The sequence below is a fragment of the Protofrankia sp. CiP1_Cm_nod2 genome, from assembly GCF_920664355.1.
GTDB lineage: Bacteria > Actinomycetota > Actinomycetes > Frankiales > Frankiaceae > Protofrankia.
Genome location: NZ_CAKKTL010000011.1, coordinates 1 through 24,264 on the forward strand (window position 1 = coordinate 1; position 24,264 = coordinate 24,264).

The following is a 24,264-nucleotide window of genomic DNA, read 5'->3' on the forward strand; positions in this document are numbered from 1 at the left end:
GCCCCACTCGTAGGGCAGGCCGAGTTGGGCGGTGGCGTAGTCGATGGCGACCAGGGCGGCGGTCGACGGCGCCGTGTCTTCCGCACCCGCTCCACCCGTGCTGCCGGTCCCTGTCTCGGGGGCGGTGTAGGTGTCCACCGAACCCGAACACTTCAGTCGGCCAGCGCGGTGATCTGGGCGCTGAAGTCTTCACGTGCGCCGGCGTGGGGAATCCCGCCGCGCAGTGGATCATTCAGTTGTGGCGTGAGGCTGTCGCACCTGCCGCGACTGAGCTGGCATCTGACCGCAGGTCCCGGCCGGCGATCCGCCCGGGAAAGACGGTGGGTCACCGCGGTGCTGCCTGGTCTGCTGATCTCCATGGAGTCGATGGCGCACGGTTTGACCCTTGCGTTGAGTCTTCCGTCTGTCGCCAGCGCTGTTCAGGGCTCGATGACGAGGCGTTCGATGAGGTTGTCGCGGAGGGTGAACTGGTAGCGCAGATCGACGACGCCGCCGGGGAAGTTGCCCTCGAGGTGGTTCGTGGCGATGTAGTGGATCTGGTCGGTTTTCTGCGCGGCGGTGAGTTCGATGGTGTAGGTGAACTCGCTGGCCGAGCGGGTCAGCCAGGTTTCGATCGCTGCTGTTCCGTGGTAGGTGGTGCCGTCGTCGATCACGGTGGCGTCGGTGGTGAACGCGCTGATCGCGGCCGGGGTGTTGTGGGTGCGGTGCGAGGCCAGGTAGCGGGCGATCACCTCGGGTAGCGCGTCGGGGGCGATGGGCTGGGGCTCGTTGTCACGCATGGCTGTCCTGACTGTGAGGGGCGGACGGATCACACGGTCGGCGTGGTGCCGCCGTCGATGACGTGCTCGGCGCCGACGATCGACGAAGCGCGGTCGGAGACAAGAAAGGCGACCAGTTCGGCGACCTCGTCGGGCCGGTTGGGACGCCCGAGCGGAATGCCGCCGAGGGAATCCATCAGCCCCGCCAACGCATCCTGGCGGCTGATGCCGGCGCCCTGGGCGAGCCGGTCGACGAGAGCGTCGGCCGCGGCGGTCTGAATGAAGCCGGGCGACACGGTGTTGACGCGTACCCCGCGCGGGGCGACCTCGTTGGCCAACCCTTTGCTGTAGGTGGTCAGCGCGGCCTTGGCGGCGGCGTAGGCAAGGGTGCCGTTCCACAGTGGCATCCGGCGCTGGATGGAGGAGACATGGACGATGGCCCCCTTTCCGGCCTCGATCATGCCGGGTAGCAGGCCGCGGTCCAGGCGGACCGCAGCCAGCAGGTTGATGGTCAACTCGGTGGCCCAGTCGTCCTCGCCGAGGGCGGCGAATCCGCCCGACGGTGCCTCGGAACCGCCGAGATTGTGGACCAGGATGTCGACGCCGCCCAGGCGGTCGAGCGTTTCGGCCACCACGGTCGCCGCCCCGGCGGCGGTGGCGAGGTCAGCGGTGATGAACAGCTTCGGATCGAGGTCGTCCGGCTGGCGGCGGCCGGTCACCAGCACGGTCGCGTCGGCGTGGGCGAGGCGCCGGGCGATGGCCGCGCCCGTGCCTCCGGTACCGCCGGTGACCAGCGCACGCCGGCCATGCAGGGATTCGGTAGGAGGGATGTAGGTCATGACGCCGTCCTGTTCCCGAGTGTGGCCATCCTCCGGCCCACACCCGTAGCTACTGCTAGAATAGAAGTCAGTGACTTCGACTTTAGCAGCTACTGGGGAGGGGGTCACCATGGCGAGCCGGATCAGGCTCGAGGACCGAGAGTGCCCGCTGTCGACAACGGTGCAGCACGTCGGCGAGTGGTGGACGCTGCTGATCCTGCACGACGCCTTCGACGGCTACACCCGCTTCGACCAGTTCCAGGACAGCCTCGGCATCTCCTCCAGCATGCTCACCGCCCGTCTCAAGACCCTCGTCGCCGACGGTCTGCTGGAACGCCGCCCCTACCAGACCAACCCGGTCCGGCACGAGTACGTCCTGACCGACCTCGGCCGCTCGCTGCGCCCGGTGATCGTGACACTGGCGGCGTGGGGCAATTCCCGCCTCCCCGCCGAGCAACGCAGCATGATCCTCGTCGACGCGACCAGCGGAGAAGAAGTCGAACCCGTCGTCATCGACGCGAAGACCGGCCGCCGCCTCGACGACAGCGACGCCTACGTCTTCACCGCGGGACCCGCCGCCAGCTCGGCCATGCGCGCCCGCTACATCTCTACCGCCGACGCCACGTAGCCCCCCGGGGGGTGGCTAACGACCAGGCTGCCGGGTCGAGCCCGACAGAGAGGGTTCCGCGCTCATCCCTCGGACGGTCCCCTGATGGCGCCGAGGTAGACCTCTGACCCCCATCTCGCGCCAACCGCCGCCGCGAAGGGCTCGACACGAACGTCGGCGCTCTCGTGAGGAGCGTCAACCATCAGCGCCTGCCCGGCCTGCATAGCCAGGTAGATGCCGACATGCATGACTTTACTCTGATCCGTTCCGAAGAACACGAGATCCCCCACCTGCAGGGGCGCCCCGGCCGGCAGCGCCGGGCCGGCGTCGTATTGGGCCTGCGCGGTGCGCGGGAGCTGGATGCAAGCCGCGGCGTAGGCGACCTGGGTTAGGCCCTACCTGCCAAGATGGGATGAGACAGGAGATATTTCCCATCTAGGCTAGCTTGGGCGGGGTTGGGAGAGGGAGATCGTGGCAGTGGTGCTGACGGCCGGGCAGGGCCTGGTCGATGATGGTCGGGTGGACGAGCCCGAGGCCGGCCGGCCTGATCCGGAGGTCGAGCCGAAGGCGAAACGGCGCACGTTCACGGCGGAGTACAAGGCGCGGATTCTCGCGGAATACGACGCGGCGACCAGGCCGGGTGAGAAAGGCGCGATCCTGCGCCGGGAGCGGTTGTACTCGGCGCACCTGGTGGAATGGCGCCGGGCGCGGGACCAGGGCGTGGCCGGGGCGTTCTCGAAGCCGCGGGGCCGGCCTGCGCCCGACCCGCGGGACAAGGAGATCGAGCAGTTGCGGGCGCGGCTGGCCCGGCAAGATAAGGAACTCGAGGCGTCCCGGCGCGTGATGGACATCATGGGAAAAGCCAACGCGCTCGTGGAGGCGCTCTCCGAGAGCATTCCCGGAATCACCCGGGAATCGTCGCCGAAGGAGAACGGATAGCCGACGCGTGCGCGGTCGAGCTGGCCGACGTCGTCGGGGCGAAGAAGGCGTGCGAGCTGACGGGCCGGTCGCGGGCGACGTTCTACCGGCGCCACCGGCCGCCCGCGTCGGCTCCGCCGCGCCGCCCGCCGAAGCCGCACCGGGAGCGCGCCCAGCCGCGGGCGCTGTCCCCGGAGGAACGGGCACGGGTGCTGGCGATGCTCGACTCGGAGCGGTTCGCCGACGCGTCGCCGCGGTCCGTGTGGGCGACGCTGCTCGACGAGGGCGTCTACCTGGCCTCCTGGCGAACCTTCTACCGGATCCTGGCCGCCGAGGGCCAGACCGGGGAGCGCCGCGCCCAGGCCACGCACCCGCCGCACGTGAAGCCCGAGCTGCTCGCGGAGGCGCCCCACCGCGTGTGGACCTGGGATATCACGAAAATCAAGGGGCCGTCGAAACACAGCTATTTCTACCTGTATGTCATTCTCGATATCTTCAGCCGGTATGTCGTGGGCTGGATGCTGGCGCCGAACGAGTCGGGCGAGTTGGCGAAGGAGCTGGTCACGCAGACCTGCGAGAAGTACGGCGTCGACACGTCGGGGCTGACGGTGCACGCGGACCGGGGCTCGTCGATGACGTCGAAGACGGTCGCGATGCTCTACGCGGACCTCGACATCGTCCGGTCGCACTCCAGGCCGCGGGTCTCGAACGACAACCCGTACTCGGAGTCCCAGTTCAAGACGCTGAAGTACCGGCCCGGCTTTCCTGACCGCTTTGGTACCCTCGCCGAGGCGCGCCAGTTCTGCCGCCGGTTCTTCGCCTGGTACAACCACGAGCACAGACATTCGGGAATCGGCTATCTCGCGCCGGCGGTCGTGTATTTCGGCCAGGCCGAGGCGGTGCACGCTGCCCGCGGCCGCGTCCTCGACGCGGCCTACGCCGCGCACCCGGAGCGGTTCGTGAACCGGCGCCCGGTTCCGCCGCCGCTCCCACAGCCTGCCGGGATCAACCACAAGCCCGACGAGCGAGCAGAACCGGCCGCCGCCGGCATCCCCGAACGATCGGAGGTCGTCCCCCGACAGAGAACGCATGCAGGGTAATCCACAAAGAATCTTGTCTTAAAGATCTTGACAAGTTCCGAACCCGGCCGGTGGCACACCGACCGGGTTGGGGATGCACACTGTGCGCTCGGAGGGGCTCGAACCCCCAGCCTCTTGACCCGTAGTTAGATTTAGATCTTCCGTCGACGTTCGCAGAGGTCCGCCCCGTCCGCTGACCTGGTGGGCTCTGTCCATGGGCGTCCGCCAACGTCCACCCTCGTCCACCGGCTTGGCTGTCAACTTGGCTGTCAGTCGTTCTGACTATGGTCATCTTGGTGGTCTTCGCGGTGCCATGGTTTAGTGAGAGCTATACTCGTTTGATGGACGGGCGGCAGTGGGACGTCTACCTCGTCAACGAGGTCCGTGACTGGATCGACGGCCTGGACGCCGCGACACACGCGCGGGTCGTCCAGGCGATCGACCTGCTCGCGGAGACCGGCCCCGGGCTGGGGAGACCGCTGGTCGACACGATCAGCGGCTCGTCGCTGCCGAACCTGAAGGAACTCAGACCGGGCACGGTACGGATCTTGTTCTGTTTCGATCCGTAGCGTTCGAGCATCCTGCTTGTTGCCGGGGACAAATCCGGGCAGTGGAACGCCTGGTACGACGAAGCGATTCCACTGGCGGAGCAACGCTACAAGAGCTACCTGGTGGAACGCGGCCAGGAGGAGGGTGATCGGCGATGAGTGGTCACGTACGGTGGGCTGATGTCCGTGCCGAGCAGGTCGCCCGGGCCGGCGGGGAGGAGGCGGTCGCCGCCGGCAAGCAGGAGCTTCTTGCGGTCGCGGTGGGGCACCGGCTTGCCGAGGTGCGTCGTGCGCGGGGTCTGACCCAGCAGCAGGTGGCCGAGCGGATGGGGGTGACCAAGGGCCGGATCTCGCAGATCGAGCAGGGCTCACTCTCCGGTCAGGACGTGGTCGCCAGATACGCTGCCGCTCTTGGTGGCCGGCTGCATCAGGCGATCTACTTTGACGACGGGGACATCGCCGCGATCGCTTGACCTGTTTCGTCGCCGCAGCACACCCGACGGCTTCCTGGGCTGAGGGCCGTTGCTGCACCCGCTGCTTCAGAAAGACCAGAGCCCCGCGCCGTGTGATCGGCTGCGGGGCTCTGACCTGTCTCAACCTGACGTGCGCTCGGAGGGACTCGAACCCCCAACCTCTTGATCCGTAGTCAAGTGCTCTATCCGTTGAGCTACGAGCGCCTGCCGGGCCACGGTAGCGGACCGACTGAGCAAGAGTACAGCATCGGCCCGCGATCTCCGAACGGGCGTCAGCGTGGCGGTAGCCGATGCGGTGTGACGTCCCCCAGGCGGCCGTTGGTGATCGATGCCGTCATGAACGTGTGGTGTGGCTGGCGGCGGCGGTCCGTCGGGGAGCCGGGGTTGAGCAGCCGGACCGGTCCGGCGCCGCCCGTCCGGTGGACCGTGGCGTCCCAGGGGATGTGCGAGTGGCCGAAGACGACCAGGCCGGCGTCGGGGTAGATGGCGCTGACCCGCTGGTTCCGGCCGGTGGCTGTCCCGGTCTCGTGCACGACCACCGTCCGGACTCCGTCGAGATCGACACGTGCCACCTCCGGTAGCAGCTTGCGGATCTCGGGTCCGTCGTTGTTGCCGGAGCAGCCGATCAGGCGCGGAGTTCTGGCCTGGAGCCGCTCCAGCAGGGCGACGTCGACCCAGTCGCCGGAATGGATCACCGTGTCCGCGTCGTCGACCGCTGCCCACACCGGGGCCGGCAGGTCACGGGCACGGAACGGCACATGCGTGTCGGCCAGCAGGACGAGCCTCATCCGTCGAGTCTGCCTCGCCGGCTTCGGCCGGAAAGCGGGCTGTCAGCACGAAAATGCCGCGGGGTGGCCAGCGGGCCGTCGATGTATGAATCGTGAAGGGCTGTCGCGCTCCGTTCGGACGGGCAGAAGCCGGAAGGTACGCTTCCTGTGGTGTCTGGACAGCCGTTGCCGGAGATGTCACCACCGGGCGGCGCCCTGCCCCGGGCGGCTCGGGTCGCAACAGCGACCGGCCTTTTCGTTCATGCCTTCGTCTTCGCGGCCTGGATTCCTCGCATCCCTGAGGTGAAAGCGTCGCTTGCGCTGAGTGAGGGCGAGCTCGGGCTGGCGTTACTTGGAGCACCGGCCGGCGCAGTTCTGATCATGTGGGCCATTGGTCTTCTCGTCGGGCGTGTCGGCAGTGTCCCCGTGATCCGGGTCAGTCTTGTCCTGTACTGCGCCGCCGGTGTGCTCATCGGTGGTGCCGGCAGCCTGCCCGTGTTGTTCGTGCTGCTTGCGTTCTGGGGGGCCAGCGGCAGCGGGCTCGACGTCGCGGTCAACGCTCAGGCCACCGAGGTGGAGCGACGCTACGGGCGTCCGATCATGTCGGGGCTGCACGCGGCGTGGACGGGCGGTGCGCTTGTCGGAGCGGCCCTGGGCGCGGCGGGCGCGGCCGCGGAGACGCCGCTCGGCTGGCAGCTCGCCGGCGTCGGCGCGCTCGGGCTCGTCATCGGTCTTCCGCCGACTCTGATGATGTTGCCGCGTGACGCGCCCGCTCCTGACGATGCACTGATCGTGCGTCGTGCGCCCGTGATGGATGCGAGGAACCCGGCGGTGGCGGGAAATGTCGCCGATACCGGGAGTATCGATAACGTGGCGGGTGTAGATGTTGCCGTCAGTGGCAGGGCTGCCGGTGACACGACCGGCCGGGACGGCGGAAATATTACGGATACGGCTGTCGGCGTCGTGATGACCGAGTCCGTGGTGCCAATTCATGATCGTGATTGTCCGGTATTTCCTGTGTCGGCTCCGGTCTCCCTGCTCGGTGCTGTCGAGGAGCACGAGGAAAACCAGCCGACCAGGAACAAGAAGGGCGAGGATGCCGGGAAGGGAGCCGATGAGAGCGGGGACGCCGGGGAAACGGGGGGATCCGGAGCGGTCGGCACGGCCGCGGAGCGGACACCCGAGGCGGTGTCCGCTCCGCGCGCTTCTCGGGGTTCCCGCGGTTTTCGGCATGGCCTGAACATCCGCCGGGGGGCCGGCCGTCCGCTTGACATGCTCTGTTTCATCTGCCTGTCGAGTTTCCTGTGCGAGGGTGTGGCCGCGGACTGGAGCACCCTCTACCTGCGGGATGTGACGGGTGCGTCCGTGGATGTCGCGGGCATCGGCTTCGTCCTGTTCGCGGGGACGATGCTGGTCGGGCGGCTGGCTGGGGACAGGGTGACGGCCGCCGTCGGGGCCGCCTGCCTGGTCCGGGTTTCGGCTGGGGCCACGAGTGTCGTGTTCCTCTCCGCGCTGGCCGTCGCGGACACCGCTATCGGCGTACCTGGCGGAATCGTGGGTTTTGGCATCATTGGTATCGGAATGGCATGTGTCGTCCCGTCGACGATATCGGCGGCAGGGCGGCTTGGCATTCGTGCTTCCGGTCGGTCCCCGTCCGCTGGGGCCGCTGTTGCCAGGGTTATGAGCTTTGGTTATGTCGGCTGGTTGATAGGCCCCCCGATCGTCGGAGGGCTCGCAGAAATGATCAGCCTGCGTGCCGCTATGATCGTTGTGGTTGCTCTTGCCGCGACGGTGGCGGTCCTCGCGCCTGCTTTGTCCGTTTCGTCCGTCCAGCCTCGGTGATGGCCCTGTCGCGGACGTGTCGAGGGCCGTCGGATGTCTGGCTGGTTTCTGACTGGAAGGTGGGTCGGGCTGGTCCGGTCGGGTACTCTCCGCTCGTGATGGGGGCTGGCGAGAGGGGAGCCGGTGCTGGCGCCACTGGCTGCTGACGATCCGCGTTCTGTCGGGCCCTACCGGCTGCACGGCCGTCTCGGCGAAGGTGGAATGGGCGTGGTCTATCAGGCCTTCGCTCCTGATGACACGCCTGTAGCGATCAAGCTTCCGCACCTGAACGTGGCGGCGGATCCCGAGTTCCGGGCCCGTTTCCGCCAGGAGGTCACCGCTGCCCGGCGCGTCCGTGGCGCTTTTGTGGCCGAGGTCCTGGACGCTGATGTGGACGCCCCTCGCCCCTGGATGGCGACCGCCTACGTCGACGGGGTGAGCCTGGCGGACGCGGTACGCCGCCGCGGCCGTCTGGACGGCCCGACGTTGATGAGCCTTGCCGTTGGTCTTGCCGAGGCCCTGGTCGTCATCCACGCGGCTGGCGTGGTGCATCGCGATCTCAAACCCGCGAACATCATCATGGACTGGGACGGGCCGAAGGTCATCGATTTCGGCATCGCTCGGCTCTCGGACGCCACCATGAACACGAAAACCGGCTTCAGCATCGGGACCATCGCCTGGATGGCTCCCGAGCAGCTTTCCGGAGAGCGAGCCGGGCCTGCCGCCGACATCTTCGCCTGGGGTACCTGCGTCGCGTTCGCCGCGACGGGCCGGCATCCGTTCGCGGCCGGGACACCGGCGGCGTCGATGGCCCGGGTCCTGGGAGACGCTCCCGATCTCGAAGGGGTTCCGGAGCCGTTCGCCTCCGTGGTCGCCTGGGCGCTGGCGAAGCCGCCGGCACAGCGCTGCACCGCCGTGGGTGCGGTGGCCAGCCTCACCGGAAGGCAAATCTACGGCGTTACCGAGGCCGAACGGGTCGCTACCCGTGTCATCCGCGGTGGTCTTGGCCTGGATGACGCGTCGGCAGCCGGTCCGTTCGGGCCGTCTCGGCCATCCGCCGGCCACGGTCAGGCAGCTGGCTGGCCAGGATGGCAGACCCCACCGCCATCGCCTGAAACGGGCCACACCCGGGTCGGGCCTCCGCTCCCGCCGTGGGAGGCCGAGGAACAGCCCGTCCAGGGTGCTCTCTGGAATGCGCAGCCCCCGGTGCCGCCCCCGCCGCAGCCTCCACCGCCCGGAGCGGACCGACGTGGGCTCCTCACTCCACCCGGGCCACCCCAGCAGGGACGCTTCGGCCGTTCGTCGCCAATGCCGGTGCCAGTTCTGGCGGTTCTGCTGGTGGCGGCTGTGCTTACGGCCATCCCCGTGATCTCGCGGGCCAACACCGCGCGGATACCGACGATTATCGGTTATTACGACATATGGGACGTTTTCGGGGAGTTCACGGTGGCGTTCCTTGCGCTGCCGGTGATGCTTGTCGGTCTGGTGGCCGGGAACCGCCGGGGTGCCTGGCGTGATTTCGCGGCCGGATGTGTGGCCGGTCTGTCCGTCATGTCGGTCGCGGAGCTCGGCTTCGCCCAGGAGGAGTTCGGCTCCTCGCTTGACGTCGGCGGGTGGCTGATCATAACGGGTGCCGCCGCAGCGTTGGTCGTCGTCCTGGGCTGGCGGGGCTGGACCGCCGGCTGGACCTTCGGCCGGTGGACAGTCTTCTGCCTGCTCGTCGGTGGTATGGGCGTCGTCGTGTTCGCCCCCGCGGAGCTGCATTGGAAGGCTTATGTCCTCGCCGGGCAGCCGAGCCTGGTCGGAACCTCCGCGATCGCTGGTGTGCTGCTTCTCGCCACGTTGTTCGCGCAGCCCCGCAGCGTCACGTTCTTCACCGCGATGATCGTGGCCGGGCTCTGCGCGTTCGAGATGTTTTATCCGGATCTCCACGTTTACGCGGTCGACAATTTTGCGGTGCTGATCGGGCTGTTGGCTCTCGGCCTTCTTGGTGATCGCTGGTCGGACCGGCTCTTCCTGTTCGCGGCCAGGATGGCTGTTGCCGTGGCGTTGCTGCAGCATGCCGTGCTGGCCTGGGGAGGCGGCGATGTCGTGATACGTCTTGGTGAGACCATCCTGGATCTGTCAGACATCCACCTCGCCGCCTTCGGAGCGATTGCGGTCCTGGCGGTTTTCGGGACGCTGCGGGGCCCGCGGGTTGCTCCGGGGCCATGGCAGCCGCCTCCACCGGGCTACCCTCCGGGCCCGCTGCCATACCGCGCCGGCGGGTCGTACTGATCCGGGACGTGGCTGTCGGACCGTGACGGAGCAACGCCGCAGGCCTCGGTCCGGCGCCCTGGGCTTTCCTGGGTACGGGCTGATCCGGCGGGCGCCGAGGTGAACCGGCTGGCCGTCCGCCGGCAGTGGCTCCTATCGGCCTGTTATCGTGGATCTTCTGCCGCTGATCTGTTGCCGCCGGCGGAATCCCGGTAGCAGCTCGCGTACCAGCGCATTCGTTTCTGCCTGGATGCCGAGGCCGGTCCGTGATGGCGCGATCATCTGGTACATCTCGTTGATCACCGCCTCCAGGGCCTTGCGGTCATGGCGAGCTGCTACTGTGCGTAGTAGATCTCGCCACAGGATTTCGGCTGTTGGCGCCGCGCGCAGGCCCGTTCGGCACGCCGCGATGGCGGTAACGGTATCGCCGTTACCGAGCGTCAAGTTGGCAAGTCGGTGGGCCACATCGACGACGGCGGTGGAGGTGATCGTCCTGATCCTGCCTGAGTCCAGCCATCGGTAGCGGCCTGCCGGCAGATTTGTCCACAGTGGTCCGGCGACCAGCCGTAATGCTGTTGTAAGATCGTCTTCGGCGTCCGTCTCCGGTTGGGCGGAGCGATGGGTGTAGGCGACGAAAAGATCCCAGTCGCACCGGACGTCGTCAGTCAGGCGCCAGCATTCGTTATCACTGACCGTGATATGCGGGCGGCCCTCGTTGTCACTCCCGAGCCAGCCGGCGACATGCTCGAGCTCGTCGTTGAGCACGTCGTCAGGAGTCCCTGGCGGCAGGAGCACGGCGCTGAGAGCGCTGGAAAGTACCCCTGAGCGATGCAGAGCCAGGTACACCACCAGCTCGGTCAGGAACTCCCGGCGATCCGGATCGCAGGGCCCCGGCGCCTCGACGGCGATCTCTCCCATGATCCGGATTGCGACGTCGGTCGCTCGGAACAGCTCGCCAGGCACGGCCGGCGTCGTCACTGGCGCTGGCCGCGCCGGTGACGACGCCAGCGCCGCCGGCAGCACGGGTGGCGCTGCCAGCGGCCGGGAAACTGCCAGCGGCCGGGAAACTGGTTGCGGCTGGGAAACTGGCTGTGGCAGTAGAGCCGGCAGGGTGGACAGTGCGTTGTCGTCAGGCGGATCCGTCCGCGGCAGGCCGTCGTCGCCGGGAGCCGGGGCCGCGAGGGCGTCGCTCGCCGCGGTTCGCCCGGAAAGCCGGACCAGCAGCCCTGGTGTCTTCCACGGTTGTGCCGTCGGTGTCGACGGTGGCGCTGGCCAGACCGCACCGGGAGGGGGCATGGACGGCAGGGGGGAGGCCTCGGCCGGGAACGCGGTCGGCGGCGGAAACGGATACAGCTGGACGCCGTGTGCATCAGGAACGTGTGCATCAGGAGAACGTGGCGGCACAGGCCCCACTGACATCCCGGAGGCCCCGGGCACCTGGAGCTCCCGGGCCGGCATCGCTCTGTTGCGCCAGACGGAGGCGGCACCGTCTCCCCGGGAGGAGGCGTCCACGGACGGGGAAGGGCCGTGAGCACGCCCCGCCGGGTTGCCGCCGTCCGGGTGCCCCGCCGCCTCCGGACGTACCGGTGGTTCTCCTGGAGGCGGCGGGGGTTTGGGTGGTCGGCCAACCGGAGGAGCGATGGCCGGTGAAGGCGTCCGCGGGGGCGGGGACGGGGCCCGCGTCGCTGGGGTCCGCGCAGGAGCTGACGGGGGAGGCACCGACGGCACCGGTGGAATTGGCGGATGCCTGCGATGGAGGGACTCTGATTCCGCCGTGGATGCCTGTGGGCGCATCCACGGCGGAATTTCGGGTACCCATGGCGTCGGCACCTGGTCCGGATTCGAGGTGGGGGCTGGCCGGGATCCGTCCGGGAACGCGGCACGCGCATCGGCGTCCTCGTTCCCACGGCTACGGTCGTCCACTTGCGCCACGCCGTTCCCGAGGCCGGGACGGCGCGGCGACTGTGCCGCTGGAGCGGAGATCCGCCGTGGCGGCGGATCTGTCGGATATGCGGGGTGCGGATGATCGGGACCAGGGCCCGTGGTTTCCGTTTTTGGGATATGTGACACGGCGTCGGCTTGGCCGGAACGTGTGTACGCCGTACCCGCCATACGGAGCATGCCGGCAATGGTGGAGTACTCGCGCGTGCTCAGCGTCTGAGCACTGACCTCCAGCCCAAGGACACCGAGGTGCAGCTTACGCTCCGGGCTCACGGTGAAGCGCCAGCGTGCGGCGGTCGAATTGCCGACGGTCACGACACCGACCCCCTGGGTGGAATCCCTGAAGAGGGCGGAAAGCCGCGCTGTCTCCCGCTCGGACGGAGGGGCGGCCAGGAGCAGCAGCTCCGGCGCCCACAGGGCCTGGCGCAGGGCCGCCGGCCGCCCTCGGAGCGCCGGATCGGGAGATCCGCCGTTTCGTGGTTCACCGCCAGCTGACCGGCCGTGCCACGGCTGACGGCTTTCCAGCTCGTCCAGGACATCGTCGAGGCTGGTACTGGGTCGCAGCCGGTCCGGGGCAATCGACATGAGGCGCCCAGGAAACCCGATCATGTATATGCGGAGATCGCCCGACCAGGGATTCGTGGCCAGTTCCACCGCGACGGACACGGCCACCTCTCGCGCGAGCGCGGCGTCCCCACCGAGGCTGATGATCCCGGGGGCAGCCTCGATGTCGACGAGAACACGAGCTCCTCGGTCGTCCGTGCCCACGGTGGCCAGGCCTGGATAGGGGGCTGGTGTGTCTACGGGAACTCTCTGGCTGTCATCGGCGGGCAGGCCGTCGGCCGTGGTGGTGGTCCGCGCGATACGCCAGGTACCCGGTGCCCGGCCGGCCTGCCAGGGTGAAGGCGGTCCGTCAGGTTCAGCCGGCGCGATGTGCAGGACGAGTCCGCTGTCGGAGACGGTTGCCGCATACACGGATGGCAGGGTGCGACCAGCGGTGGTGAGCTCCGCGGCGAGAAGCCGCAGTGCCTGGTCGAGGAATCGGGCAGCCCCCCCGTCCGCGGCGAGGCGGAGCCCGGGCCTGGTCTGACCGAGGGGGTTGCCGCCCTTGAATCGTGGCCGTCGCCTCATCAGTGCAACCATCATTCCTGTCGTCAGTATGACAGATAGGACGACGGGTGGGTGTACGTCGTGGTGTCTCGGTGCTGCCTGTGCCCGGGTACCCCGCTGTCCAGCCTCCTCCGTGGGAGAAGTCGTGAGGGGAAGCGGCTGGTTCGTAACTGGATGGTAGCGTACGGTTCCTTCGGGTCGTGTCGTGGTGTTCCACCTGTCGTCCAGCGGCGTGCTCGTGTCAGGCGTGCTCATTTCTGTCGTTGCGGTCGGGCATGCATCCGTCGGTGCGTTTGTCGCTGTCGCCTGAGCCAGGGCGGGACGCCGGCCGCGCTTGTCCGGGGCGGGCGGGAACAGGATGGATGGGAAGATGACGGCCACGCTGGAGAGCAGCCTGGAGAACAGCGCGGCCAGCCCGCCCGTCGGCTTCCATGGGTTGTCAGCCGTCGGGTGGCGCCTGGCCGGCGGAGCTGAACATCGCCGGCTGGCTTGGTCGAGGTAGCGCGGTGTCACGGGCTCATCATCTTCCGCCAACGGGCGGAGCGGCTACCGTGCGACCTTTCCTGTGGATAACTTGGCTGTGGATAACTGGGTCGCCCGGCGGTCGGTCCGGCATGATGGCGGGCAACCGGCGTCGACGTCCGCACCGAAGCGATCATGTGGTCGGTGTCGTGTCGACGTCGCTCTCCCGGTGGTCTTGTCACAAGCCGGGAGCATGGTGTAAACCGGTACCAGGCGGATGGGTGCAAAGCGTACGAAATGCGTCGCGGACGGCACTGGTGTGCGATACTTCCTGGCAGCGAAGCTGCCGGATCGTCCCCTGGATACATGATCCGTGAGAGTGGGGCCGCGGGTTTCGGTATCGACCCGGTGTTGTGCTCATCAAGAACAGTGGAAGTGTGATCGGGTACGCGCTGACAGCACCGTCCTGCCTGAGCATGATTTTTGGACCGCGGTAGAAGCCGTCTGATACACCGCTTCTGGGCGGCGCGGCCCAGAAATCACGCTGTGTCGCCAGAGCGGCCTATCCTGCGCGGTCGATATTTGCTGCTGAAAACCTGTCTGAAAGGGTCTGACAATGCCCAACCTCAATGTCACGTACCAGGACATGGACGATGCCAGTATCAGGCTCAGGAACGGCAGGGCCGACATCGAGGCCCAGCTTGTCACGTTGAAGAAAATGGTCGAGGCCCTGGCCGCTGGTGGGTACGTCACCGACCAGTCCAGCGTGCAGTTCCAGGGGTCCTACGACAGGTTCAATACCGGTGTCACCAACACGCTGGCCGGGCTCGACGGCATGGCCGACTACCTGAAGAAGGCGGCTGAGGTGTTCCGGACCGCTGATACCCAGCTCGCGAGTTCACTGCGTGGCCAGAGCTGACGGGCCGACGGCAGGGCGTGATCACGTTTTCCGCGTCCGGTCCTGGGAAGAAGTCCATGGGCGCGGGGGCCCAGGTCGCCGGGAGGCGGTTTTCGCTCGGTGAGGCGTCCGGCGTGCCGGGCATTCTTGGTGCTTGTCCGGGCACGGCGCGAAGGTCGCCGTCCTGCACGGTGGCTTTCCGTCCGGTCCGAACGGGCGCTGTTCAGAAGGACGTTGACAGGTGCCGTGCCCCCGGGACATCTGCGATCTCTCCTGTGCCTTCCGTGAACGGGCCGGTCGTCGTAGGCCTGTCCTGCGACAGGATCACGGTGAGAGAGGTAGTGCGCGATGACCACTGACCGGCTTTCGGTCGATCTTCCTGGGCTGGACTCGCTGGCCGGCAATCTGACGTCGATCCGTTCGGCGATGAACGCGACCCGTTCGATGCTGGAGAACTACCGAGGGCAGACGGGATCGACCGAGATCGAGGATGCCCTGGACGACTTCGAGCACGGCTGGAAGGACGGACGTAAGAAGATCGACGAAAATGCGAACAAACTGGCGACGATGGCTTCCCGGTCGGCGGAGACCCTGCGTCAGGCCGATGCCGATCTGAGTACCGAGCTGGTCCGTGCGTCGCGGTCGGCCAGTGGGGAAGAGGGAGGGGGGAGAGGAGACTGAGCGGACATATTGCTGCCGAAAAGCCCATGGTCCTGGGTTTTTCGATCAGCGTTCCCGATACCTGGTTCGAGGTCGACCTGAATCCGGTGACCCGGCGGGCGTCCATCGACGCTCTGGTCCGGGAGCGTACGCGAGGTGTCCCCGAGCTCGCGGCGAACCGTGCGGCGATCTCCCGGCTGCTCCGGCACACCGCCCGTGACGCGGCGGCCGGTGGCGCGCTGTTCTGCGGCGTCATGGCCGAGGCGGTAGAAGGCGCCGGCTTATCCGCCAGCGTGACCGTATCCTTGCTTCCCGCGCCGGATGATGTCCAGGTTGTCGGCATGACCGAGGTGACTCCATCAATGATCATGTCTTCTCTGGCGGAGAAGGCCGCCCGATCACAGGATGACACCTGGACTACGGTGACCCTTGTCGATCTTCCTCGCGTTGGGCAGGGGGCCCGCTCGTACGGGGTGGAGGACATCTCACTGCCTGACCGGGCTGGTTGGATCAGGACGACGATGATGCAGACCTTCGTCCCGGTCCCACGGTCCGACCAGGTGGCCCTGATCTCCTGCTCCAGCCCGAACCTGGTGCTCGTGGACGCATTGCACGATCTGTTCGACGCGGTGACCTCGACTTTCCGGTTCGTCACCGATGGCGGGGAGCTCATGGCTCCGGTGTGACGGTGTGACGGCTGAATGGTACCGCGGTGTGCAAGTGATAATGCTTTCTGTGTTTACGACCTGCGCACGGCACGGATCACGATGCCGATGGTGAGGACGGCGAAGCCGGTCAGGACCGAGGCGGCCGGCAGTACAAGAGCGAGGACCAGGCAGCCGACACCGCCGAACAGCGACAGGGGGCGCAGCCAGCGGTGCTGCGGGCCGTCGAGGGTGAAGGCACTGGCGTTCGCGATCGCGTAGTAGACGAGAACCGCGAAGCTGGAGAAACCGATGGCGCCTCGGACATCCGAGGCGATGACCACCGCGATGACGACCCCGCCCAGCAGCAACTCTGCACGGTGGGGAACCACATACCGTGGGTGTACCGCCGCAAGCCAGCCCGGCAGGTCGCCTTCCCGGGCCATGGCAAGGGCGGTGCGTCCGACCCCGGCGAGCAGCGACAGCAGGACGCCGAGGCTTGCGACCGCTCCGCCCACACGGACGGCGGGAGTCAGGACGCGCAGGCCACCGGCGCTGGTCGCGGCGGCCAACGGGTCCACGGCGCTCGCCAGACGTTCCGGGCCGACCGCCAGCAACGCGGACAGGCCGACAAGCAGGTAGACGGCAATCGTGATCCCGAGCGCGGTCGGGATCGCTTTCAGAATCGTCCGCGCCGGATCACGGATCTCCTCGCCCAGGGTGGCGATCCGGGCATAACCCGCGAACGCGAAGAAGAGCAGGGCCGCGGCCTGGAGTATCCCGCGTACGGCGTCCAGCCCGCTGCCAGACCAGAAGGGGCTCAGCCGCGCTGTTCTGACGGTCCCGCCCGCCAGGCATGCCACCACGACGACAGCGAGCGCGAGCAGGGTGAGTGCGACGAGGGCGCGGGTCAGCCGGGCGGTCTTGCTCACGCCGAAATAATTGACCATGGTGAGTAGGGCTGCGGCGGCGACCGCGACCGGCCGGGGATGCTGCGGCCACGCGTATGCGCCGACGGTCAGGGACATGGCCGCGCAGCTCGCGGTCTTGCCGGCCACAAACCCCCAGCCGGCGATAAAGCCCCAGCTGGCGCCGAGCCGACGCCGTCCGTACACATATGTCCCGCCGGACTCAGGGTAGAGCGCGGCCAACTGCGCGGACGACATGGCATTGCAGTAAGCGATCACAGCTGCGATCGCGAGGCTGACGAGCACACCGGCTCCGGCCACGTGGGCCGCTGGCCCGAACGCGGCGAACACCCCGGCCCCGAGCATTGAGCCGAGCCCGAGGAGCACCGCGTCGGCCAGGCCGATGCGGCGCCGTAGCCGGCTGGTCGAAACGGTCGGCTCACCGGACGGCTCGGTGACACCTGCGTCGGCCTGAGCGGGCCCGACAGCGCACGGCCCGGTCGGATTCCTGGACGGGCCCGCGGCATGGCGGCCCGGCCGGGGAAGCCGCCCGGAAAACCGGTCGGTCGATTTTCCGGATGGTTCCGTGACCGGCTCGGTCGGGGAAACGGGCCGGTCACCAGGTGGCTCCTGGCCGGGATCGGCGTCACGCCCGGGAAGACGGTGGTCGGACACCGCTACTTCATAACACTGTTCGGCCGGACGGTGCGCACACGTTCTGACATCCGTATGTTTTCAGGATGGAGATCGCAAAGGTGGTCATCGGCCGGGGCGGGCTCTGCGCCGGGATGGGTTCGCGCCGAAGGCGGAAGTCATTCGATCGCCATCCAGTGTTTTACGACTGTTTATCATCTGCTCCTTTCCGGTGAACATGTGGAGGGTTGTCGGAAATTTTTCGACCGGAATGAGTGATGGCCTGCAGGGTGATTCACCCTGCGGTGACGGTGCAATTCGTACCGACGTGGGAGGAGGGCCTGGGCAGGTCGCATGGTGGTGTCCTTACTCGTGGTATGCGATCTGAATCGGTGTTGTTTTTCCCCGGTGGACGAACAGGCCACGGCCGGCCGGCGTGCTGCCCCCGGTGTTACGTGACAGCCGGATGCCGAACAGATCGCCATCGCTGGGTGCTCCTGGCGCGAGGATCACTCCGCATCGTGACCGGCGGGCGTCCACCATGAACCCCCGGTACTGACTGGTCAGATCCTCGGTGGTGCCGGCGGCGACGAACGCGCATCCGCTGTCACGCGCGGTCCTGAGGAACTCGGATACGCGATCGGCGACTGGGGCGGTGGCCAGCAGTTCCGCGTCATCCATGATCGTGACTAGGCCGCCGGACGGGCCGGCTGCCGTCAGCGCCGCGTCGATGCCGGCGGCCTGGGCATCCGCGCCCAGCAGGTCGATCACGCCTGACCGGTCCGCGAGTGTGGACAACGGCGAGCGTCGCGGGGCCAGCAGCAGCAGTCGGGCACCGCCCGCCAGCAGCGACTCCGCCATGGTCAGCAGCGTCGAACTGCGGCCCGAGCGCGCGGGCCCGGCGATGACGAAGCCCGGCCCGTCGGCGGCGAGATCGATCTCAACCGGAGCGAGTTCGTCGCCGCCCGCACCGATCAGGGCTACCAGCGGCACCGGCTGCGGGCTCGGCCAACCTGCCGGCACCGACGGCTGCCCTGCCGGCAGCGGGCCCTCGAGCCCGTCCGTGCGGATGCCCGCCGGCTGGCTCGTCTGCGGGCCCAGGCCCGGATCCAGGTGTGATGGCGGGCCCGTCCGTGAGCTGTGCCCCGGGCCTGGGCGCAGTGCCCTGGTCTCGGTGACCGTGATGCGTGCTGGCAGCACATCGATACGGAACGGGCGGCGGTGGTCCTCGCGGGCACCGGTACCTGGCCCGGTCGGTACACCGTCGCGCGCGGCAGCCGCCTCGGCCAGCCGGTGCAGCGCTGCCACCTGTGCCCGGCCGGACGGATCGTCGTCGAGCAGAGCGATCTGGGTCTCGACCGTCCCTTCGAGCTGGAACCCCCGGCCCGGCGGCAGGTTGTCCGGTACGGCCGCGGGCGCAAGACCCACCATCGTGTAGTCGGACCTGTCGGCCATCCGCAGCATGAACCTGTTCTCGATCGCCGCGCTGAACCGTCCGGAGGCGCTGCGCCGGTCACCGGTCATGATGACCCGGACGCCGACGGACGGCCCTTCCCGCAGCACCCGGGCCAGCATGTCCACAAGCGCTCCACCGTCGGCTTCCTCGAAGGAGGCCAGAAAACCTTCGAAGCGGTCGATCAGCAGGAGCAGGTACGGTAGCGGGCGTTCGGGATCGGCTGATCGTTGCTCGGCGAGATCGGCGTATCCATGGACGGCGAAGATCTCCTGGCGTTCGACGATCTCGCGGATGATCCGGGTGAGCAGCCGCTGTACCCGTTCCGGCGCGTCCCGGCTGACCACGGCCCCGGTGTGCGGCAGGTGGACCAGCGGCGCCAGGGCGTTGTTGCCACAGTCCAACGCGTACAGGTGCACATCGTTGGAAGAGATGGACGCGGCTGTCGAGCCGGCGATGGTGCGCAGAACCGTCGACCGTCCGGACCGCGGCGCACCGACGAACAGCAGATGGCTCCCGTTGTCGATGTCGATCGTGTAGGGAAGCTGCGCCTGGATGCCGCAGTGGTCGGCCAGCCCGATCGGGACGGGAGGCAGCATGCCCGGGCCGCCGCTGTGCGGCTGCCGGGAGACGACCTGTGATTCCTCGGACACGGATCCGGACGTGAATCCGGGCATAGATGCGCTTACTGTCCGTAGGGTAAGTCGTTCTGGTAGCGGCGGTAACCAGGGGCTGCGCACTGGTTCGACCCCCAGGATGGCGGCCGCGTCCCGGACAGTCTCGACGAGCGTCCTCAGATCGGTGATCTCGTTGTCGGTGGTCCGTGGCCGAGGGGGAGCCGGCGCGGGCTGCCCCAGCGCGGCCCAGGTCAGCGGGGCGATCCAAGGCGGAGAAAGATCATTAAAGGCGGCACCGGCGGCACCGGTGGGTCGGCGGCCTCCGATCCGTCCGGACTGGAAGGGGACCAGGGAGGCGTGCCCAAGACGGGCGTAAGCCCGTCCGGGGGCCGACGGCGAGATGCGTGCCGCGTCAGGTGCGCCGATAACGTCGGTGCTCTCCGAAGCATCGGTGACACGCAACGCGATCCGCAGGTTCGTGTTCGCGCGGATCTCGGGGGACACCACGCCGCTGGGCCGCTGCGTCGCGAGCAGCAGGTGGATACCCAGCGAACGGCCTCGTTGCGCGATGTTGACCAGACCGGTGACGAAGGCGGGCAGCTCCCGGGCGAGCGAGGCGAACTCGTCGATGACCAGCAGCAGCCGGGGCAGCGGCAGCAGCGGCCCGCCGCTGCGTGTCCGTGCGTCACCAGGTGTCCGTGCGTCACCGGCGGCGGTGGCCAGAAAAATGTACTCTTCGATGTCCTTCGCGCCGACGTCGGCCAGGATGCGCTCACGCCGGCGTAGTTCCGCCGACAACGACTCCAGGGCGCGAGCCACCAGATGCGTGTCGAGGTCGGTCACCATGCCGACGGTGTGCGGGAGCCGGACACAGTCGGCGAAGGCGCTGCCGCCCTTGTAATCGATCAGCACGAACGCCATCGCGTCCGGCCGGTTGGCGACAGCCAGCGACGCCACGATCGACTGCAGTAGCTCGGACTTGCCGGAGCCGGTGGTACCAGCGATCAGCCCGTGCGGGCCGTCGCGGCGCAGGTCCAGCGTGAGCGGGCCGTCGAGGGACAGACCCACGGGGAAGGCTGTGCTGCGGGGGAGGAGCTGCCATCGGGCGGCTACCACCGCCGCGGTCGGAGGTTCCAGGCTGATCACGTCGAGGAGGCGGGCGGAGACCGGGAGCGACCCCTCGTCGTCCCCGCCGACGTCGCGTACCGGCGCCAGTGCGCGGGCAAGACGTTCGCACCAGGCCGCGGCGCCACTGACCGTGAGCGTCAGCTCCGGATCGTCGGAGGCCGCCGTGGCGACGAGATCCGGGCGGACGTCATGGACGACCTCGGTGCGGGTCTCCACGACCCGCAGACCTGTCGGGGTCTCCTCGGCCACGGCCTGGCATTCCTCGGGCAGCAGCCGGATGTCGCGGTCCAGGCAGATCGAACGGATGCCCAGCGCCGGCCCGTCCCGGAGCAGGGAGATCACACCGGGGATGGAGCGTAGCCGGCGGGCGCCGTCCATGATGACCAGCATGTCCGGGCCGTCGGTGAGCGGGTTCGCGCCGCCCGGCCGGGCCCGCGCCTCCGCCCGCGTCCCCAGTTGGCCGAGCAGTTCCCCGACCCGCCGGGCCCGCGAAGCGTCGTCCGTCCCGAGCAGGACGGTGGTGTCCTGGCCTTCGGTCGGACGGCAGTGCGGCAGCCAGCGCACCCAGTTCCACGCCTGCTCGCCGGAGCTGTCCGTGAGCACGCAGATCGCGAGATCGCGTGGGCTGTGCAGGACGGCCGCCTGCGCGACCAGCCAGCAGGCCAGCACCCGTGGGAGGTCGCCGCGGCCGGCGATACCGACAACGCCGCGTTCGGGCAGGGCGATCGTCACCGGGACGTCGGGGGCCGTCCAGGTGATCTCTCGTTTGTGCTCCTGTGCGGCCGGGTCCTCCATGACGACCTCGCTCGGCAGGTCGGCGGTGCCCAGGCGCAGGTGCAGGTAGTCGGGATCGTCCCGGCGGCGTTCCCACAGGCGTCCGCGTGGCCCGATGGCGGTGAGCAGGACGTTCGCCGGGTCCGGGAAGTCGCCGCGGCGGGCGGTGCGTTCGGTGCGGAGCGCCTGCTCGGCATCGTCCTCGACATCCTGACGCCTTTTGTGGTAATCGGTCAGCTGCTTACGGTAGCTACGCCTGCCATGACGGCTCCCCGAGACGTGCATGCCGATCATGCCTAGCGGGCCGACCACAGCCATCAGCAGGAAGTAGTACTGCCGGAAGACAAAGGCCATTGTGACGCCCGCGACCAGCGGAAGCGCCGCCATCAAGATCGGCGTGGGCCGCCGCTCCGGCTCGGAGGGTTCGCCGGGCAGTTTGTACCGTGCCCGCCGGATCGGCGGCAGCAGCCGGGGCGGCCGGTTGAAGTCCAGCCCCGACCCGTCGTCGGACGGTTTGAGCGCGGCGTCCGCCCGGCTTGGGACACCTGCCGCCAGCAGCACGGATCCGACTGTGAGCTGGGTGCTGCCGGCGGGCAGGTCGACCGCGGCGACCAGGGGCTCGCGTTCGACGAGCACGTCGCCGGTGTCTGGCCCGGCGGGAGCGGTGACCGGTGCGATCCGGCAGGCGCCGTCCACCGTCACGGTGATCGTCATGGCTTCGGCGGCGGCGCCCGGGTCGTCCAGGCGCACGGCGCAGGTCTCCGCGGTGCCGACCGTGAACTCGCCGGGGCCGAGCCGGTGGACGACCCCGGCGCCCGGCCCGCTGGTCACCCGGACTTCGACCAGGCCCGGTGGCTCGGGAGGAAGGCAGGCCACAGGCGAGTCGATGCTGATCAGAACACCGTCCCGGATCGGGGAGCCGGCGACGGTGAGCGTCTCGCCGACCGCACGGCCCTCGACGAACAGGCGCGGCCGACCCACGGGGAGAGCCGGTATGCCTGGACGGATGTGCCGTACCAGAGTGTCGGCGATCAGGCCGACGGGCGCGTCCGGATCGGTGTCCAGCAGGATGTCCGCACTGACATCCTGGGCTGGGTCAGCCACGGTGAGTGTCAGGCGCATGTAAGTACGATACGGCGTGATGCCGACAAAACGGGACGTGTCCACCGCGCCCGTGTCGGCCTCGGGAAGGCTCGAAACAAGGACGCCTGTGATCGGGACGCTTGTGATCGGGAAGGCCGCGGCTGGGAAGCGCGCGGCCGAGGGCGGGCCGGGGATCGGCGTCCCCGGCCCGTGGCGACGATGGCGGTCGAGCCTGCCGTGAAAACCCACGTGAGGATTTCCGCGAATCGCGTCGGTGACCCGTGGGGCGGCCACGCACGGTGCTCCATCGCCAGGGCCGTCCCCGGGAGGGGCGGAATGTACGCGACCACCCCTCCCGGGGTGCATATCCCTTTTCCGGGATTTATGTCACCGCCCTTCCGAAAGAGATCTGCGGGCTCGGCTCTCCTCCGCTCGCCCGGCCTCCGCCCGGCCGGCCTCGCGGGCCGCGCCGGTACCGAATCCAACCGGCGGGAAGTGGCCTTCGGAAAAGGCCGGCATATCCCTGCGGAGGCCACGTTTCCGGAATGACATCGCGATTTTTGTCAGACCGGTGGCGAGGGCCGCGAGCCCCACCCACAGGACCAGCAGGGAGATCGAGAACCGCGGATAGCTGACGGCCCAGAAGCCGACGCCGATCTCGAGCGCGCCGATCGCCAGCGGCATCCACCACTGGGCTGTTCCGCGGGTGTCCTCACCGGCCGCGCCGTAATGTTCGGCCCGTCTCGCGACGAAGGAATTGACGATGTCGTAAACACCTTTGATCAGGAAGTACCAGGCCAGGATCCTCGCCGCCACCGGGAAGGTCGGGCGGGACCAGGCCAGCGCGACTATACCGCCGACGACGAAGAGGACGGCGAGCAGGACATGGGACCATCGCCAGTCCCGCGCTGTCGCCGACGCCGCCAGCAATTCGCTGGCGGCACTGAGGAGCAGGACGATTCCCAGAAGTATGGCGACCGAGCGAACCGTGGTCAGACCGAACTGTGGAATTGCCAGCGCAAAAAGGACGAAGGCGATCCCCGCGCCGAGCAGATACCACCATCGAAGCTTCGTGGTACCGCCCTGAGCGTGGCCCGCCGGCGTTGCCGTGGAACGCATGGCAGCTCCTTTCGACTCATCGGGCTCCCGAACATGACCGACTCCCGTGGATACGGGCGCCGGTCGCCGAAGTGCGTGGTCGAGTCGGTGATGCCCCCGCTCGCAGGCTTCACGCCACGCCAGCGCCGTGAATCATGATGCGTACGTCGGCGAACCGGCCGCCGCCGGTCGGCTTCGTGGGTGAATGACCAGATTGACGGCTGCCTGCCGTCCCGCCGGCGGTCGCACGATTTCCAGCATTCATCCGTGGATATCCGGTTCGCCGGTGGTGCCGGTTCCGTGCCCGCGCCGGAGCATTCTGGTCGCTCGGTGTCATCGGCCGCGGGTGTGCCGTGCGTCCACCCGTCGCGGCCGGCCGGGTGGCTGGCGACATGGAGGGCCACGACGCGCTCCCACCGGTTTCGTGTCCGGGGTGCCGATGAAGCTGGTGAGCGACGTCTTGGGCCATGTGCCAGCCGCCTTCGCCAGCGACATGTACGCGGTCGTCACCGAGGAGCGGGCGGAGCGGGCGGTCGTCGTGATCGCGGCGTCCGCGCCGCGCCGAAACAAGATCGCTTCCGTTCGTGTCAGCCCTGTGCCGACCGAGGCCATTCATGGATCTTGAAATGACACCAGGCGTCTCGAACATGTGTTCAAAACGCCTGGTCAGTGGCGGAGGCTCCGGGATTTGAACCCGGGAGGGGGGGTTACCCCCAACCGCATTAGCAGTGCGGCGCCATAGACCGGACTAGGCGAAGCCTCCAACGTGCGTTCTGAGTATAGCCGCCACCTCCGGTGTGGCTTTGCCGC

16 protein-coding genes, 2 tRNA genes and 2 pseudogenes are annotated in these 24,264 nt (G+C 68.4%); 10 read left to right on the forward strand and 10 right to left on the reverse strand.

Annotated elements, in window-relative coordinates; all coding sequences use genetic code 11:
* Positions 1–419 precede the first annotated feature (419 nt).
* Together NBW84_RS02190 and NBW84_RS02195 are read right to left on the reverse strand one after the other, a co-directional pair.
* Positions 420–779: a hypothetical protein gene (locus NBW84_RS02190; RefSeq protein WP_250281214.1), complete on the reverse strand. Its 360-nt coding sequence runs from the start codon at positions 777–779 to the stop codon at positions 420–422.
* Positions 780–808: 29 nt separating this feature from the next.
* A complete protein-coding gene (locus NBW84_RS02195) occupies positions 809–1,597 on the reverse strand; it encodes an SDR family oxidoreductase (RefSeq protein WP_250289529.1) in 789 nt (262 codons plus the stop codon).
* Positions 1,598–1,706: 109 nt separating this feature from the next.
* Here NBW84_RS02195 and NBW84_RS02200 point away from each other — a divergent pair, with 109 nt between their 5' ends.
* Complete coding sequence (locus NBW84_RS02200; RefSeq protein ID WP_250281218.1) at positions 1,707–2,204, forward strand: winged helix-turn-helix transcriptional regulator; 498 nt, start codon at positions 1,707–1,709, stop codon at positions 2,202–2,204.
* Positions 2,205–2,266: 62 nt separating this feature from the next.
* Here NBW84_RS02200 and NBW84_RS02205 read toward each other — a convergent pair whose 3' ends face one another.
* The gene (locus tag NBW84_RS02205) at positions 2,267–2,545 is read right to left on the reverse strand and encodes a C40 family peptidase (protein ID WP_445548177.1); all 279 of its coding nucleotides are present in this window, start codon (positions 2,543–2,545) and stop codon (positions 2,267–2,269) included.
* A gap of 139 nt (positions 2,546–2,684) precedes the next feature.
* Between NBW84_RS02205 and NBW84_RS02210 the strand changes: the two are divergent.
* The 3 genes and pseudogenes from NBW84_RS02210 to NBW84_RS02220 form a co-directional block, all read left to right on the forward strand.
* Positions 2,685–4,138: pseudogene (locus tag NBW84_RS02210) on the forward strand (IS3 family transposase); the annotation flags it as partial.
* Between the two features lie 383 nt (positions 4,139–4,521).
* Positions 4,522–4,887 (forward strand): annotated as a pseudogene (locus tag NBW84_RS02215) (type II toxin-antitoxin system RelE/ParE family toxin).
* Positions 4,884–5,201 (forward strand): helix-turn-helix domain-containing protein, encoded by a 318-nt coding sequence (locus NBW84_RS02220; protein WP_250281220.1) that lies wholly within the window; start codon positions 4,884–4,886, stop codon positions 5,199–5,201. Before NBW84_RS02215 ends, NBW84_RS02220 begins: the two are co-directional and overlap by 4 nt.
* 131 nt (positions 5,202–5,332) lie before the next feature.
* On the opposite strand, the gene NBW84_RS02225 is transcribed toward NBW84_RS02220, so the two are convergent.
* Both NBW84_RS02225 and NBW84_RS02230 read right to left on the reverse strand, forming a co-directional pair.
* A tRNA-Arg gene (locus NBW84_RS02225) sits at positions 5,333–5,405 on the reverse strand.
* A 68-nt stretch (positions 5,406–5,473) separates the two neighbouring features.
* A complete protein-coding gene (locus NBW84_RS02230; protein WP_250281222.1) occupies positions 5,474–5,989 on the reverse strand; it encodes a metallophosphoesterase family protein in 516 nt (171 codons plus the stop codon).
* Between the two features lie 147 nt (positions 5,990–6,136).
* Between NBW84_RS02230 and NBW84_RS02235 the strand changes: the two genes are divergently transcribed.
* Together NBW84_RS02235 and NBW84_RS02240 are read left to right on the forward strand one after the other, a co-directional pair.
* Entirely contained in the window at positions 6,137–7,810 is a 1,674-nt protein-coding gene (locus tag NBW84_RS02235; protein ID WP_250281223.1) for an MFS transporter, read from the forward strand.
* Between the two features lie 123 nt (positions 7,811–7,933).
* The gene (locus NBW84_RS02240) at positions 7,934–10,066 is read left to right on the forward strand and encodes a serine/threonine-protein kinase (RefSeq protein ID WP_250289527.1); all 2,133 of its coding nucleotides are present in this window, start codon (positions 7,934–7,936) and stop codon (positions 10,064–10,066) included.
* 132 nt (positions 10,067–10,198) lie between these two features.
* Here the strand turns inward: NBW84_RS02240 and NBW84_RS02245 are convergent, their stop codons facing one another.
* Positions 10,199–11,008: a bacterial transcriptional activator domain-containing protein gene (locus NBW84_RS02245; protein ID WP_250281226.1), complete on the reverse strand. Its 810-nt coding sequence runs from the start codon at positions 11,006–11,008 to the stop codon at positions 10,199–10,201.
* Between the two features lie 3,166 nt (positions 11,009–14,174).
* Here NBW84_RS02245 and NBW84_RS02250 point away from each other — a divergent pair.
* The 3 genes from NBW84_RS02250 (at position 14,175) to NBW84_RS02260 (ending at position 15,802) form a co-directional block, all read left to right on the forward strand.
* Positions 14,175–14,477 (forward strand): WXG100 family type VII secretion target, encoded by a 303-nt coding sequence (locus NBW84_RS02250; RefSeq protein ID WP_250281228.1) that lies wholly within the window; start codon positions 14,175–14,177, stop codon positions 14,475–14,477.
* A gap of 327 nt (positions 14,478–14,804) precedes the next feature.
* Positions 14,805–15,137, forward strand: coding sequence for a hypothetical protein (locus tag NBW84_RS02255; protein WP_250281230.1), 333 nt, complete (start codon positions 14,805–14,807; stop codon positions 15,135–15,137).
* 26 nt (positions 15,138–15,163) lie between these two features.
* Positions 15,164–15,802 carry a hypothetical protein gene (locus NBW84_RS02260; protein ID WP_250281231.1) on the forward strand — a complete coding sequence of 213 codons (639 nt, stop codon included), beginning with the start codon at positions 15,164–15,166 and terminating at the stop codon, positions 15,800–15,802.
* A 53-nt stretch (positions 15,803–15,855) separates the two neighbouring features.
* Here the strand turns inward: NBW84_RS02260 and NBW84_RS02265 are convergent, their stop codons facing one another.
* The 3 genes from NBW84_RS02265 to NBW84_RS02275 all read right to left on the reverse strand — a co-directional run bounded on the left by NBW84_RS02265 (position 15,856) and on the right by NBW84_RS02275 (position 23,475).
* Positions 15,856–17,073, reverse strand: coding sequence for an APC family permease (locus NBW84_RS02265; protein ID WP_445548181.1), 1,218 nt, complete (start codon positions 17,071–17,073; stop codon positions 15,856–15,858).
* 594 nt (positions 17,074–17,667) lie between these two features.
* Entirely contained in the window at positions 17,668–22,377 is a 4,710-nt protein-coding gene (locus NBW84_RS02270; RefSeq protein WP_250281233.1) for an FtsK/SpoIIIE domain-containing protein, read from the reverse strand.
* Positions 22,378–22,743: 366 nt separating this feature from the next.
* Entirely contained in the window at positions 22,744–23,475 is a 732-nt protein-coding gene (locus NBW84_RS02275) for a DUF308 domain-containing protein (protein ID WP_250281234.1), read from the reverse strand.
* Positions 23,476–23,887: 412 nt separating this feature from the next.
* Between NBW84_RS02275 and NBW84_RS02280 the strand changes: the two genes are divergently transcribed.
* The gene (locus tag NBW84_RS02280; protein ID WP_250281235.1) at positions 23,888–24,079 is read left to right on the forward strand and encodes a hypothetical protein; all 192 of its coding nucleotides are present in this window, start codon (positions 23,888–23,890) and stop codon (positions 24,077–24,079) included.
* A 45-nt stretch (positions 24,080–24,124) separates the two neighbouring features.
* On the opposite strand, the gene NBW84_RS02285 is transcribed toward NBW84_RS02280, so the two are convergent.
* Positions 24,125–24,217: transfer RNA gene (locus NBW84_RS02285), tRNA-Ser, on the reverse strand.
* Positions 24,218–24,264 lie beyond the last annotated feature (47 nt).

What these genes read in the sequence shown, in the direction of transcription:
- NBW84_RS02190 (WP_250281214.1), bottom strand. Translation starts at nt 779, where the DNA reads ATGCGTGACAACGAGCCCCAGCCCATCGCCCCCGACGCGCTACCCGAG.
- NBW84_RS02195 (WP_250289529.1), bottom strand. Translation starts at nt 1,597, where the DNA reads ATGACCTACATCCCTCCTACCGAATCCCTGCATGGCCGGCGTGCGCTG.
- NBW84_RS02200 (WP_250281218.1), top strand. Translation starts at nt 1,707, where the DNA reads ATGGCGAGCCGGATCAGGCTCGAGGACCGAGAGTGCCCGCTGTCGACA.
- NBW84_RS02220 (WP_250281220.1), top strand. Translation starts at nt 4,884, where the DNA reads ATGAGTGGTCACGTACGGTGGGCTGATGTCCGTGCCGAGCAGGTCGCC.
- NBW84_RS02230 (WP_250281222.1), bottom strand. Translation starts at nt 5,989, where the DNA reads ATGAGGCTCGTCCTGCTGGCCGACACGCATGTGCCGTTCCGTGCCCGT.
- NBW84_RS02250 (WP_250281228.1), top strand. Translation starts at nt 14,175, where the DNA reads ATGCCCAACCTCAATGTCACGTACCAGGACATGGACGATGCCAGTATC.
- NBW84_RS02255 (WP_250281230.1), top strand. Translation starts at nt 14,805, where the DNA reads ATGACCACTGACCGGCTTTCGGTCGATCTTCCTGGGCTGGACTCGCTG.
- NBW84_RS02260 (WP_250281231.1), top strand. Translation starts at nt 15,164, where the DNA reads ATGGTCCTGGGTTTTTCGATCAGCGTTCCCGATACCTGGTTCGAGGTC.
- NBW84_RS02275 (WP_250281234.1), bottom strand. Translation starts at nt 23,475, where the DNA reads ATGCGTTCCACGGCAACGCCGGCGGGCCACGCTCAGGGCGGTACCACG.